This is a genomic window from Actinotignum urinale DSM 15805, from assembly GCF_000420445.1.
Classification (GTDB): Bacteria; Actinomycetota; Actinomycetes; order Actinomycetales; family Actinomycetaceae; genus Actinotignum; species Actinotignum urinale.
This window is the reverse complement of record NZ_ATUY01000004.1, coordinates 83065-97126: the sequence shown is the minus strand read 5'-3', so window position 1 is coordinate 97126 and position 14062 is coordinate 83065. Positions and strand designations below refer to the sequence as shown.

General features: G+C 38.1%; 16 protein-coding genes. All 16 read right to left on the bottom strand.

Going from position 1 to position 14062, the window contains the following annotated elements; genetic code table 11:
* Positions 1-227: 227 nt before the first annotated feature.
* Positions 228-1568 (bottom strand): HAMP domain-containing sensor histidine kinase, encoded by a 1341-nt coding sequence (locus G445_RS0104295; RefSeq protein ID WP_022866321.1) that lies wholly within the window; start codon positions 1566-1568, stop codon positions 228-230.
* On the bottom strand, positions 1565-2221 hold the full coding sequence (locus G445_RS0104290; protein WP_022866320.1) for a response regulator transcription factor: 657 nt from the start codon (positions 2219-2221) through the stop codon (positions 1565-1567). Before G445_RS0104290 ends, G445_RS0104295 begins: the two co-directional genes overlap by 4 nt.
* Before the next feature lie 126 nt (positions 2222-2347).
* The gene (locus tag G445_RS0104285) at positions 2348-3727 is read right to left on the bottom strand and encodes an ABC transporter permease (RefSeq protein ID WP_022866319.1); all 1380 of its coding nucleotides are present in this window, start codon (positions 3725-3727) and stop codon (positions 2348-2350) included.
* Between the two features lie 10 nt (positions 3728-3737).
* Complete coding sequence (locus tag G445_RS0104280) at positions 3738-4382, bottom strand: ABC transporter ATP-binding protein (RefSeq protein WP_022866318.1); 645 nt, start codon at positions 4380-4382, stop codon at positions 3738-3740.
* Positions 4383-4392: 10 nt separating this feature from the next.
* A complete protein-coding gene (locus G445_RS0104275) occupies positions 4393-5679 on the bottom strand; it encodes an ABC transporter permease (protein ID WP_022866317.1) in 1287 nt (428 codons plus the stop codon).
* An 18-nt stretch (positions 5680-5697) separates the two neighbouring features.
* Complete coding sequence (locus G445_RS12060; RefSeq protein WP_084676474.1) at positions 5698-5796, bottom strand: 4Fe-4S binding protein; 99 nt, start codon at positions 5794-5796, stop codon at positions 5698-5700.
* A 398-nt stretch (positions 5797-6194) separates the two neighbouring features.
* Entirely contained in the window at positions 6195-6449 is a 255-nt protein-coding gene (locus G445_RS0104270; protein WP_022866316.1) for an LPXTG cell wall anchor domain-containing protein, read from the bottom strand.
* Positions 6446-6589 (bottom strand): hypothetical protein, encoded by a 144-nt coding sequence (locus tag G445_RS11470; RefSeq protein WP_156825546.1) that lies wholly within the window; start codon positions 6587-6589, stop codon positions 6446-6448. Before G445_RS11470 ends, G445_RS0104270 begins: the two co-directional genes overlap by 4 nt.
* Positions 6573-6788, bottom strand: coding sequence for a hypothetical protein (locus G445_RS0104265; RefSeq protein ID WP_022866315.1), 216 nt, complete (start codon positions 6786-6788; stop codon positions 6573-6575). Before G445_RS0104265 ends, G445_RS11470 begins: the two co-directional genes overlap by 17 nt.
* A gap of 217 nt (positions 6789-7005) precedes the next feature.
* Positions 7006-7524, bottom strand: coding sequence for a restriction endonuclease subunit S (locus G445_RS09675; RefSeq protein WP_084676481.1), 519 nt, complete (start codon positions 7522-7524; stop codon positions 7006-7008).
* The gene (locus G445_RS11660) at positions 7494-8591 is read right to left on the bottom strand and encodes a restriction endonuclease subunit S (RefSeq protein ID WP_019133498.1); all 1098 of its coding nucleotides are present in this window, start codon (positions 8589-8591) and stop codon (positions 7494-7496) included. The genes G445_RS09675 and G445_RS11660 overlap by 31 nt, the downstream gene beginning before the upstream one ends.
* Positions 8585-10486, bottom strand: a complete 1902-nt coding sequence (locus tag G445_RS0104250; protein WP_022866313.1) for an HsdM family class I SAM-dependent methyltransferase — start codon at positions 10484-10486, stop codon at positions 8585-8587. The genes G445_RS11660 and G445_RS0104250 overlap by 7 nt, the downstream gene beginning before the upstream one ends.
* 27 nt (positions 10487-10513) lie before the next feature.
* On the bottom strand, positions 10514-12031 hold the full coding sequence (locus G445_RS09665; protein WP_022866312.1) for an RNA-binding domain-containing protein: 1518 nt from the start codon (positions 12029-12031) through the stop codon (positions 10514-10516).
* The gene (locus G445_RS0104240) at positions 12028-12264 is read right to left on the bottom strand and encodes a helix-turn-helix domain-containing protein (RefSeq protein ID WP_317642047.1); all 237 of its coding nucleotides are present in this window, start codon (positions 12262-12264) and stop codon (positions 12028-12030) included. Before G445_RS0104240 ends, G445_RS09665 begins: the two co-directional genes overlap by 4 nt.
* Positions 12240-13889 (bottom strand): DUF2326 domain-containing protein, encoded by a 1650-nt coding sequence (locus G445_RS0104235; RefSeq protein WP_019133502.1) that lies wholly within the window; start codon positions 13887-13889, stop codon positions 12240-12242. Before G445_RS0104235 ends, G445_RS0104240 begins: the two co-directional genes overlap by 25 nt.
* Complete coding sequence (locus G445_RS12055; protein ID WP_396334976.1) at positions 13874-14050, bottom strand: ABC-three component system middle component 7; 177 nt, start codon at positions 14048-14050, stop codon at positions 13874-13876. Before G445_RS12055 ends, G445_RS0104235 begins: the two co-directional genes overlap by 16 nt.
* Between the last annotated feature and the right edge of the window lie 12 nt (positions 14051-14062).

The window sequence follows — 14062 nt, the reverse complement described above, 5'->3', positions numbered from 1 at the left end:
ATCTACTGCTTATATAATTGAGTTTTATTAAACTTTTTGAGTTTCTATTCGATCAAATATTTAAACAATCTCTGCATCCGAAAAGACTAACTCGTATAGTTTTACTAACAATATTTTTATTAGCGTGTTCAAATCCTGTTTTCTTGCATCAATTATTTTCTGTTCACTTTCAATAAGAAAAAAGCCTTTACTTCCATGGCTAATAATAAGTCTCTATTTTTCAATAATTATTGCAAAATTATATCTTGTTTAAGAAGGCATTTTATCTTAAAGATAAAGAATTCTTCATCCTGCAATGCTTCATATTCTATATTGTAATTATTCAGAATATTACTTACTATATATAATCCTAATCCATTGCTATTTTCCTTATTTAAATCAAATTTAACATCAAATATTTTATCCATATTCGAAATTTTATTGTTACCGTATGAATTCTCTATATATAACCAATCATCTTTTTTTCCAATGTTAATTACACCATTTTCATCGGAATATTTAACTGCATTGTTTATTAAATTGGACAGTACAATTTTAAGTGCAGTCATTCCTATATAGATTTTTTCATTTTTCAGATTATTGTTGACTTTTATATTTCTGTTATTTGCAAGTAAGATATATTGCTTCAAGACATCTTCTAATATATCATTAACAACTATTATTTCTTCATCATTTTTCAAATGTTCAAAGGAAGAAACTGACAGCATCTGTGAAATACTTCTTGTCAAATGATCGACTATGTCAATACAATTTTCGATATATAAATCTCTATTCTTATATTTTCCGATATTGTATTTCATATTTTCCAATATTATTTTTAAACTTGCAAGAGGAGTTTTTAATTCATGAGATGTTCCCCTAAAGAAATCATATTTTAATTTTTCTAATTTTACTATTTCTTCGTTTTTAAGCTCTAAATCGTCTATCAGCTTTAGCAGAGTGCTATACAAATCATTAATCTGTTCCTTTAATTCTCCAACTTCATTTGTAGAATTAATTTTTAAATAGGCTGTTCTATCCAAATGCATCATTTTTTTAGTAGCATTTTTTATTTCTTTTATATTGTTAGTTATCGCCTTTGCATAAATAAGCGAAACTATGATTGAAAAAATAAAAGATACAGCCAATGAATATGGCAAGAATTTAAAGCTGAGTTCTTTGGCATTCTTTTTCATGTCTGCAGTAGAGATGTATTGTACGGAGATTTTTTTACCGTTCTTCAATTCTACTTCTTTTTCTTCAATGATTAAAGAATTATCTCCACTCTTTGTATTTACGTTGATGTTATCACCTATTTGTACTTCACCGTCTCTGTTTTCTCCTTTTATTACCGCCTTTATATCGCTATTTTTAGAAAAAAACTCCAAAGACTGTTCTACAAATTTTAAATCTTTTCCCTTAATATTATTTGAGATTTCATCGGCTTTTGAATAAAGTTCCTGCTTTCTCGTCTCTAAATAAGTTATCGGAAAAATAAAATACACCAATAAATGTATTAATACAATTACAGTTCCGAGAATTCCGAATGTCTGCAAAAACATTTTTGGAAATATTTTTAAATTCTTCATTTTCTGTCCAATTTATAACCAACATTTCTGATTGTTACAATACAATCCAAACCAAGTTTTTTTCTCAACTTTTTTATATAGACATCTATAACCCTGTCAAAAGGAATTTCATCCGTTTCTTTCCACACATTATCTATTATCTGTGCTCTGGTCAAAGCATGTCCTTCGTTTTCCAATAAATATTTCAATACCTCAAGTTCTTTTGCATTTATATCCACATCCTTGCCGTTGTACTTGGCTGTATAACTTGTGAAATTAACTTCAGTATTGTTATATTCAAGTTTCTCATGACTTTCGTAATGCCTTTTAATTAAAGAATCTATCCTGACTTTTAAGACAGGTAGTGAAAACGGCTTTTCCATATAACCGTCCGCCAAACTTGAAAAAGCATTTATCTTATATTCCTCATCATTAAATGCTGTAAGCATCAACACAGGCAAATTACTTTTTTTTCTGATTTCTTTTAAGACTTCCAACCCGTTTATGAAAGGAATTTGTATATCTAAAATTACTAAATTAATCTCATTGTCATTAAATTTTATTAAGGCTTCCTGTCCGTCTTTCGCTTCAATAATGTCATAACCGAATGCAGATAAATACTCACAGATTCCATCTCTGATAATTTGATCGTCTTCGACAACTAATATTCTCATAAGCCCACCTTTTATATAAAAAATTACTAATACTATTTTTCCAAAAAACAAAAATTATCGATGTATATACACCGATAATTTTTGCTATCGTATTAGAGTATTACGAAGTACCCCCTATGATAAAAACTAATTTGTATCAATTAATAATTCTTTTGGTTTCTTTCTTAAAATATTTGAAGAAGATATTACCAATGCAATTGCAAGCACAATTGACATGAACAATACTACATAAAGAAAGGCTTTTGGATTAATGCTGACATCTAAACTTGTTAATGTCTTATTAAATCCGTCAACTTCAGCTCCGCCTCCTAATTTAGTTGATGCTGACTGTCTAGCAATTTGTTTTGCAATACTTCCCGTAACGTTTTGTAAAATACTGTTTCCAAGCAAATTTCCTGTATATTCGGCTAGGAAATACGAACCTATGAATGCCGGTATTGCAACGAAAAGTAATTCAATGGCAAATTGTCCGAATATCTTAGTTTTAGAAATTCCTACTGATAACAATACTGCAATTTCTTTCTTTCTGGCATTCATCCACAGGAATAATAATAGTGTAACTACTAAACCTGCAAATATTAGAGAACCTGCAAATAATTGATTTGCAATTGAATATATACCTGAAATTGATTCTTGTAATGCAGGGAAGTTTGAAGAACTCTTAATTAAATTATATGAGCTCCAGTTAATATCGAGTTTTTGAAGATCTTTTATTACTTGATCTACATTTCTATTCCCTTTTACAAAAAATGTTGCATCTTGGTAAGTTGCTGTATCTTCAGTATTTCCATAAAGTTTGGCGGCTGTATGAACACCTGTAATTAAAGTATTTTCATAAAGTTCTTGTGAATAAGTTACTCCGCCTTCACCATGTCCATCAAAAAGACCCTTAATTTCTACTTCTACAGTTTCATTTGCTCTCTTTTCATTATCTGCATCATATAAATTGGATTTTAATTTAATCTTATCCCCAACTTTTAAATTATTTTTTGCAGCTAAGTCTTTATGCATTAAAATTTTGTTTTTATCTTCGCTGTTTAAATGTTCACCTTCAACTAATTTATATGCTCCGGAAACAAATTTTGTTTCTTTTTGAGAACTGTTTACACCTGTTAACATAACTGCTCTTTTGAAGTTTTTAGCTCTTTCGGCAGATTCATTTTGAGCAACTCCCGGTGCTTGAACTATATCTAAATTGTCATCAAGGTTGGCAACACTGTTGATTCTCTTAACAAAATTATCTACATGTCCTGAATCAACAATTTTCTTGATATCTTGACCTCTTACATTACCGCCACCTCTGGGAGTTCCTTGATTTACTCTTCTATTTATTTCCATTGTAAAACTGTTTGAAATATTTCCAAAAGTTTCTTTTGACGCCTTATTTGTAGCATCTTTCATAGATAAACTTATCAAGCTAAGAACTGACATTGATAAGATAATTGAAAGTATGATTAATGATTTTAAACTCTTTCTGGTTACGTACGCAAAAGCATTTTTAAACATTACTTACCCCCTAATTACTTTTTGCTACTTCTTTTAATCTCTTATTATTAAGCTTAAGTATTGTGTCGGCTGCACTTGCAACTTCTTTACTATGAGTTACTACTATTACGCATTTATTTCTCTCTTTTGCAAGTTTTTTCAATACTTCTATTATTTCTCCTGCAGTAGTTTCATCCAGGTTGCCTGTAGGTTCGTCTGCCAAAATAACAGGTGCTTCTGATACTAAAGCTCTTGCAATAGCAACTCTTTGTTGTTGTCCACCTGATAGTTTCATTACATTTCTTCTAACTTGAGTTCTATCAAGTCCCAATTCAAGTAAGATATCTTCAGAGGCTTTACTATTTACCAATCTGATATTTTCTAATGGTGATAGATAATCTATAAGATTATAGTTTTGGAATACTAAAGATATATTATTCTTTCTATGATTACTGTAACCTGCTTTTTCTATATTTTCGTTATTGAACAAAATTTCTCCGCTATTTGGCTTATCCAATCCCGCTAATAGTGAAAGTAAAGTTGACTTTCCCGTTCCTGATTTACCGATAATCGCATAAAATTTGCCAAGTTCAAATCCTTGATTTATTAATGATAAAACTTTTTCTTTTGAATTCGCATAACTATATGTTACATTTTTAATTTCTAAAGTGTTCATTTATTTCTTCCTAGCTAATTTGTGATAAAATTTCTTTCGGTTTCTTTATTAAAATCAATCCTGATGCAAAGACTACCGATAAAAGTATAATTAGCGCCAAGGCCCCATAACTTTGTGCAAAAGTTATTAAACCGTTTGTATTGTATCCGCTACTTATAAAATTAGATGTAATTGATGTAGTATCCTCGGAACTAATCAATCCTCCAATAATTTGATTTACTACCAAATTTCCAAATATCAATGATACGAACAATGCAGGAATAGATATAAATATTAATTCCACTATGAATTGACCTATAATTTTTAATTTACTTACCCCTATGGATAACAAAATTCCGATTTCATAAATCCTTTCTCTTAACCATAAGATCAATATCAATGAAAGGACTACAGAACCACCAATCATAATTGCAAAAGTCATTATTTTTATTATGTGTTTAACGCCGCTCAATGACTCTAAAGCTTCTTTAAATGAGTTTGAACCCTTATCAACAGTATAAGTTTTTTCCCAATCTACATTAATCTTTTTAACTTTATTTATTGCCTCGTCCATCTTTTCAGGAGTACTTGTAAAGAATGGCATCTTATTTACAAGTAGTTTATTTCCTTCAAGATTCAAAGCCTTTTGTGCTGAATCATAATCCGTAAACATCATATTTTCAGTCAAGTCTGAAGACAATCCTGTTTGTGTCTCCTGTTTCTTTCCCGAAAAAATTCCAACAATTTCAAATTCAGTTTGCTTATTACTTTTATCATTTTGATTTGGATTCACAAATTCTAAATTAATTTTATCGCTTAATTTTAATTTATTTTTTTCGACAAACTCCTCATGAACTAATATCTTATTTTTATCATTTTTTTCAATATTTCTTCCCTCTTTTATTGTAAAAACTCCACTATTAAACAAAACATTTCTTTTTACATTGCTTGTAGCTTGTATTGATACAATATTTTTTAAATAGCTTGGAATATCATCTCTGGTAATTTGTTGTCCGCTGTCAACTGCATTGGTATTTGACAATCTTGCCAAGCCTTCATATTGAGTAATTATCTCTTCAATTTCCTTTATATCGTTTATACCTTTTAACTCATTTTTGTCAAAATATCCCTGCCTATCTTTTCTGGCTATGGTTGAAGATGAATTAGAAGATTTATATAAAGACTTCTCCAAACTGGCTCCTGATTTCAAAATATTCAGACAAGCGTATAAACATGAAAGAACTACTGTCAAAATAATAAAAACTATCACCGTTCTATTCTTTTTTCTTAAAACATATGCTGTCGCATTTTTTATCACTTTCCTAACTACTCCTCTCTATTTTCTTACTCCACAACTAATTGCATCCACTGGACAAGCCTTTTTACATCGTCCACATCTGATACACTCCAGATAATTGCAATTCTCAATTTTCAATTCTCATAAATCATTCCTACTTTATTTTTGACACAATAGCATTTCATAGCTACTTTCAATCTACGCACCTTTTATGAAACGTAGATGAAATATAATCTTTTATTTTTTCAAACTATGGTATAATGATATTAATGTTATGATTAAGGTCGTTCTTACGCGATTAGTAACAACTTGTTTAGTTTCATCACGTGGTGGATACAATGAAAACTTGCCCTTGAACTCTGAAACTATTTATAGGAATCCTGAAACCTTAGCTCGGAGCAACATATTATTTCTTATTGAAATAAGAAAGCTTATCTCAAATAACACTCACAAGATTACATACAAAAAGATGGCTCTAACATATAGCTCGAGCCACCTTTCAATAAACAATGCTAGTTACTTAAAACAAGCAGTGCCTACTTATTGTTTTCTTCCATCATTTTCTTCTTACGAAAAATTGCAAGTCCCACAATCGAGAAGCCAAGCACTGCTGCGAGCAAGCCTGCAAACGATGCTGATTCGCCTGTTTTAGGAAGCATACCAATACGCTTTTCAGGCTGCGGCTTAGGAGCTGGTGTCTCAGGCTGCGGCTTCAATTCCGGCGTAGGAGGATTTGGAGTTGGATTCGGACTCGGCACAGAATCTTTTGTGTAAATAGCATATACAATCATATCGCCATTAACAAGGACGCAACCCGAGAACTCACATCAGAATCATCCACATCACCACTTACGCCATCACTATCGCCCATACCTACATCACCAGAATTATTCGAATCGCCCGAAGCCTTCTTTTTACTTCGCGTATTCATCCACACCGGCAACAACACTATTATCACCAGAAGCAATCATAGAAATCGGCATAACCAACACAGAACCCACCACAAGAGTCACACCAGCCAACACACCACTATTCAACACCGCCACACGGCGTTGCAAACCACCCGTACCATAGGCAGAATCTATTCCGACACTGTATTTGATACAATTTAACGCTGGTGCGTAAGTCATGTGTTTATCCTCGAAATCCCTTGATTTACAGGGATTTTCGCCTTTCTGCAGAACTTCCTCTGCTGCTTTTCGTGGCAGTTTTTGTATGATTTTAGAGCTTTTCTGTACCTCATGTTGGTGTGCCTGTTTCCGATTTTCGTACCCCTGAGCGAGTAATCGTTAAAAGGTTTAGGGAATCGTTAAATTGTTTAAGGAATCGTTAAAAGGTTCAGATTGCTCATCGTTTCAGTGCATTCAAAATCTGCAAAGCCTCCTGTGCCCGCATATAATCTGACATAAATTGCCAGTCTGGATCACCGTCCAAGGAAACCGGGAGAAGTATTTGCTCTCTACGAATTCGTTCGTCATTAATTTCCCGATTAAAGCTGTATTTTTCTTGCAAACGAGAAACTAATGTTGCTAAAAATTGATAGCTATATTCATTCAATTTGCTATTTCCTAATGCTGTCACGTGATCACTTGCTACAAATTCAAATGGCTGATAAAAAGCTGTTCCTACAGATCCACTATTTGCTACTGTTAAGCAGTTCTGATACACACGCACTTTTTCATCGTTGCCGACGAAACCATCAACACCGTTGTTCTGAGCAGTAGAGGAAACGTAAGGCATCTTTCCTATTATATGATCGTCTTTCTTTAATCGCTTTCCGCGACCTATGTTTTTGAACATCTCTTCGTACCCGAAAGCCTTCCAATCTCTATCGGTCAGTACCCCCCCCCCTGAATGTTTATGCACGATACCAGTTTTTCATACCGATTTTGCATAATTTCTGTAACATATGACAAGGAATCTGATTCAAGTTTTGCGATGGTCTGCTCCATGTAAGCATGGTTCAGTGCTCCGCTGTCCGTAAGAGGAAGCATGATGCGCTGTTCGGCAAGACGCGTGGAGTTTGCCGTATAGGAGTAGGAATACCTCTCGCGATTCGATTCAAAGCAGCGGGCAATAAATTTTAAAGCTCCGGCGGAAAGTGCTCGCTTCGGCGACAAGATGTTGACCTTTGTTCCCGTATAAAATGGTGTGGTCTGCACAAAGGGTTTTGCCGTCTCATTGCCGATGGTAATGACAGGTACTTTATCCCAAAGATAAGCCTCATCATGTCCTTCGGTAAATCCGTCAACACCGTTGTTCGTCTCTTTGCGCGTGACATAAGGAATGCGACCATTCTCTTTGTCAATTTTGTTGCCGTCCAGCGTCTTCCCAATAGTGATGTTAAAAAGATCGCCCAGTCTAACGCCTCCCCATGTGGTGTCAGGCATGGCGCCTAAAGCAAGCAAGTCATCCAGTAGTCGATCCTTGAAGTAGGGCAGGACTTTCTCCAGCATGCGTTTTTCCTGCTCCTTCATGTAGTCAGACATGAATTGCCAATCGGGTACACCATCGAGAGTGATGGGGAGAAGGATTTTTTGTCTTTTCATTCGTTCAGCATTGAATTTGTATCCGTATGCATATTTTGATTTTTGTTGCAAAATGCACTGCTTAAGAAAAAGAAGTGTATATTTGTCGTTCGAATCAGTTTTTTTGATACCAATACGCTTCACGTCATCAGAAAAAGTGGCTTTATAAGGATGATAAAAAGTTTCTACAACACTGCCGTTATAATTAACGCCAAGGATGTTCTGATCAGTGCTCTCGTTTTCATTAGATACAAACGCCGTAATTCCATTATTGGAATCAGACGCGCCAACAAACGGTATCTTGCCTGGTTTCATATCAGCTTTTGTGAGTCGCTTCCCAGACTTAATTGTAAGCTCATCTTCGATAAAAAAGTTCTTCCATTCTCTATCCTGCAAGCTCAGCATGTGCTCACCTCCTCGAAGAGGTAGCCTCTTCCGTGAGTGATCATGTCGAACTCGAAGGTCAGGTAATCTGCGATGGTTTTCTGAAAATCTTTCTCCGTCGGGATCTCGTCATTAAAGTAGTAGAAAGAGTGCAGCCATTCATCATCCGCTTCAATAGTGGTTTCCACCATGAACTTGGTCGGAGCTTCCCGTTTTCCCCGGAAGCAATCCAGCAGGCGCTGTTTTTTATCCTTGGCGGTCTCTGTCTCCACCAGTCCGACGTGTTTTCGTACCACGAAACCGTCATCTTCAAAATTAAAAAACTTCACCAACCGATCTTTGGGCTGTGGTTTATGAGCCGTAAAGACAGCAATACTGGGATTTACACCGACGCGGTAAAAGGTGTTTTTATTCAAGGTAATCACGGCTTCCAGCGTGTGATTTTTTAAGATGCGCCGCTTCGTCTTTTTATCTTCACCGTTTTTGCCAATCATGGTGGATTGCGGAACGATGACCGCCACCCGTCCGCCTTCGGCCATGCAATCTAAAAGGTGTTCCACAAAGGAGATCTCTCGCAACTTGGATGTGGCATCATTTTTCCCTTGCGAGTACGGCGGATTCATCATGCCGACGCTGGGCGCAATGGTTCGCTGGATTTCTTCTGCGGAGCGATTAAAGAAGTCGTCGCATTCCAAGTTTGATCTGCCGTCTCCACGTAAAATCATGTTAGTTGTAGCGATGGTGAACATGTCTTCACGCAACTCGATGCCGTGGATTTGCTTTTCCTTGATTTCGCTTCGCTGGTGTTCGTCCTTCGCATTTTTGAGCATCCTGTGCATTCCAGCGATGAGGAAGCTGGACGTTCCCGTACAGGGATCGAATAGAGTGTCGGTCGGTTTCACATCCAGCAAGTCACAAAAGAGTTCGCAAATATGGCTCGGTGTGAGTACAACGCCGAGAGACTGCCCGTCACCGCCGGAGTAACTCATAAACTCAGAATAGAAGCGTCCGAGGATATCTTCTTTTACATTCGCACGCAGCGCTTGCAGGATATTTTTCTGTAGGTAAATGCCAAAGTACTTAAGCGGTGTCATACCCAAGTCATCGCGCTTTTTATTGAGTGACTGTCTGTTCTTGATAATGGTGAATTGATCCAGAATCATCTCACGTTTTACATCGGGTTTTACCCGGATACGTTTTAAGTGGTTTGAGAGAGCTTCCCAGACAATATCTCCATCCGTTTTGACCTCATCGCCGATCAGATCATCCAATTTGAAGCTGGGATCTTGCAATGCCAAAAGAAGCGCCGAGACTACCAGGGGCTTTTCGGTTTCGCCAAGCTGTGCATAGTCGCGCAGATATTCATGCAGCTCGGCAGCGAGTTTGACGATCTCTTCCAGTTCCAGTTCCTCATCGGCACGAATACCTTTCACCTGCTCGTTATAATAAGCGTCGATGTTTTGCTCATTGAAATTGATGAAAGTTTCAACTGGATCGAGAATCGAGATGGTTTTTCCATCACAAAAAACCGGCTGGATCAGGTGGTGAACCTCATCACCGGAAACCCCGACGGCAAAAATCTTCTTAAAAGGTGTATGTTTGGCAACGTGTTCGCCATAGTGAACTGCCCCATTGACAGCGTAATTTACCGTCGCATCCACCGAGCGATCCAAAGTACTCTGATCCTCATTCCATTTGATATGAAAATTGGTATCTCGTTTATCTTCGATAATCAGCACAAAGTCTTTCACTTGCGCAATAAACTCCGGGCTACCGAGTTTTCCCGTGCCACGTTTGGACGCTGTTTTTAACGCTTCATCAATATCTTTAATGCCGCTGATTTCTGCAGTCGCTTTGATCTCTGCTTCACGCAGAAGTTCAGCCACATAAATATCTGTGTTCTTTTCTCTTGGCATGGACTTTTATTTCCTCCTCTCGGGCACTTAGATGGATCTGTTTTCAGACTTTGCAAACAGTAATCCGTTAGCTGTTGTTGCATATCTCTGTTTGCTGCTGGTCGGCTTATCCGGAATGGTCAAGCGCAATAACCCGATATCTACCAGCGGTCGAATGATGTTTTTTCTAAAGTACTCTGCTGTTTTAATACCGCAGAATGTCTGCATTTCTTGCCGGCTGCGTGGCTCTTTGCAATAGTCCAGTAGTTTTTGGATTTCTTCTGTTGATAGTTTCACCTGAGAATAGACTTCCGTACTGACTTGCGTACCAACTTCCGTACTGACTTGCGTAGTTGATTTGTTGGAAGTCGGTCCCACACTTGCCGTCGCTGCCTCAGAAAGCGGAATGGTGATGGTAAAGACATCGCTTTCCGTGAAGGTAGGCTGCCCGCCGGAATAGAGCTTAGTGTATTTATAAGTATTGCGCATACCACTGCCCAATTCGTCGGCAAGCCCGATCTCGCGGAAGACTTTCGCAATCGGCGGGTTTTTAGCAAAAGGCTTAAACGTCTTCAGGTTGAGGTTGCCGTGGCCATGTGCCAGATTGGCGTTTTCCGTCGTGATCTTATCTGCCTCAATCACGAGCTTCGCCACATAGCCGCTGGAAAAATCTCGATGCATGAGGAGGTTGGAGACAATCTCACGTAAAATCTTATCTCTGGCGCTGATACGCTGAATTCCTTCCATGACAAAGAGATCGTTTAAGTGTTTCTGTCCAAAAGCAATGAGCCGGTCATAGCTTTCAATGAGGTTTGTAATCACGACATCGCGGTCATCGTAGCGATCGACATTAAAGACGCGAAAGATAGCGTCGGTCTTGTGCTGGGGGAGCACCGACATAATGCGGTTATCGCTGCCAAAGAGCAAAATTGCAGCAAGCGTCAGACCTTCTTGATTGGTATCCGGATCTTTCAAGATGAGTCCGCAGCTTCGAAGCATCTCTTCATCACTCATATCCAGCCATGCGTGATGCTCAGTATTAACACGAGTCATTCGTCTTGCTCGCTCCAAAAGATCCTTGCGCAAAGCAGTAATAGGAATCGCCGGATACACCTTGTTCACGAAATAAGTGTTTTGCTTTCTCGCATAAAGCTTAAAAACCAAATCAGCGTTGTCGGTGATATCGATATCGGAGTCGTTATTGCGGTCGTAAATACGCCCGGCACTGCGATAAACCGTCTTTCCAGAAGGAACGTAAATATAAAGGATCGTTTTGCCATCCTCTTCATACTCTTCCGGCGTGAGATAAAGCGGCGGAAACATTTTCGACTCATTGTTAATCGTCGTCACAAAATCTTTTTTGATTTGCATAATACGATCCGGCTCAACACCTGCGACTGTTCCATCGTCTTTTACTCCGAGAAAAATATGTCCGCCATCACGGTTGGAAAAAGCGCAGACGGTTTCGTAAACATCTTTTGTAATATCCGTTCTTGAGCGTTTAAACTCAACGCTGATGTTTTCTCCTGCGCGAATGAGTTTTTGTAATGTTTCAGGCAGTCTCACCGTTCATCCTCCTCTCGTATGGTCTCAAACAGGTCTTCCACCTTGCAGTCCAGTGCCTCAGCGATTTTCAGCAGCACATCCATGCGTACATGCTCGTTTTTCCCGAGTTTGGCTACCGAATTACTACTGATATCTGCGGCATCTCTTAACTGGACTTTGTTCATGTTCTTATCGATTAAAAGTTTCCACAGCTTGTTGTATATGATTTTCATCGATTTGCCTTTCTGCTCCATTTGTCTCCGAAGAGAGCCTGCTCATTGTTCTCAAGTTTGATGACCGTCTGTTTTGCAATGATGCTTTGTGCTTCTTCGGAGCAGTTCAACGTCTTATCGATAGCTATAAAGATTTGTTTCTCTTTTTCTTTGTTATAGATTTCAATCATCCGGCTCATGTCAGGACGTGGCATAGGATCAAAGAGGATGGAGTCATGCGCAATCGCCGGCAGCACTGTCGTATCTAAAACGGCGAGGTCATAGATCATCATCCCGCGATAATTTGTACTTGTGCCACTGTCCTTTGGCGTCTCAAAGTCATAGCTGTCAAACTTTGAGATTGTCAGATGTGGAGCATTGTACTGATCATCTGTTATGTAGTCATTGATTTCTTCCATCTTCCGGTTAATTGTGGCTTCAATTTCTTTAAGGACGAATTTCATTTGTTCTTGGTAGCGGTTATTTGCCTGTTTCTTCTCTTCTTGGAGTTTGTTCCGCTGATCAAAGGCATTATTTTCGTCCTGCAGTTTATTGATTCTTTGTTCCAATACACTGTAGGCTGTCAGGAATTCCTGAGTAAAAGTCATGGATGGCCGAATTTCAGACATTGCATTTCGAATGCTTTCTTCCTGTTCCTGCAAAGAGGCAAGTTCGACCGTAATCTTTTGTTTTGCACTTTCCAATTCCTCTTGAAGAATGCCTTGGATCTTGCTATGGAAAGACTCGATATCCATGAGCTTATTAAAATTTGCTTCCGGGAAGAACTCGGCAAGACTTTTCAGATCCGCTTCTGTCGGATAAATACCGCGCTGTAGATTTAGTTCAAGCAAATGCAGATCGTCTTGTTTGCCTTTGACGACGCGCCGGATATCGGTATATGCACGTTCTATTTCGTTGGCACGATTTGCTTCTTCCACTTCCGCCTCGTTGATGGGACGACTCCCTGAATTACAAAGCTCATCTCTTTTTTCTTCCAGTTCACGAATGGCTACGATGTTTTCTTGATACTTTCCCATTCCGTCTACGGCAGAGGGTATGAACTCATATTTTCTGGCTGCTTTGAATGCATCAATCTTATCTTCCACCAGATGAAGCTGTTCTTCAAAAGCCAGAATGGAAGAATACATGTTGTAGAGTGCCACCAAAACATGGATGGCATCTTTTTGTGATTCATTTCCACCGCGCATTTGAAGCGGTCTGAACTCATTGAGGTTGTTCTTGCCATAGATCCTAAAAAAGCGACTTACCGTATTTCTGAAGGAAAGACCGGGTAAATCCATGTCATATTTTTTCGCAAGCCAGTCCGTGAATTCTTTGATTTCCATCGAATCAATGGGGTCGTTATTCTCATCTACCTTGAAAACTCGCTTTGCGTCTGCTGTATTTCTGGCAAAGCGATAATCTTTACCGGCAAATGAAAAGACAAAGTAAATCGTGTGGTTGCCCAGCTCTCTCACCGGCTCGCTTTTAAGATAGGTATTCCCGCCAAAAACAAAGTCAATAATAAGGAGCATGGTGGATTTGCCGATGGATGCGGCTTTTCCGGGAATGCTTCCAAGCACCACGTTCAGTCCTTTATGAAAGATAACAGGTGGTCTTTGTCTTTTATTTTCTTTGAACAGTTCGCAGCTTATTTCTCGGAGCACAGAAAGATCCTCCCTTCGTCATCAAGCTCTACCTTTTGCATGGCATAAAGGCAGTCGAGAGCTTCGATGAGACGCACAGTGTCCTGATGCTTATGCGAAAGCTTTTGATAGATTTCGCGAGGAGATTTCGGATGATCCAGCATCCTCAAAATCTCAGGCATGAGTGGCAATGC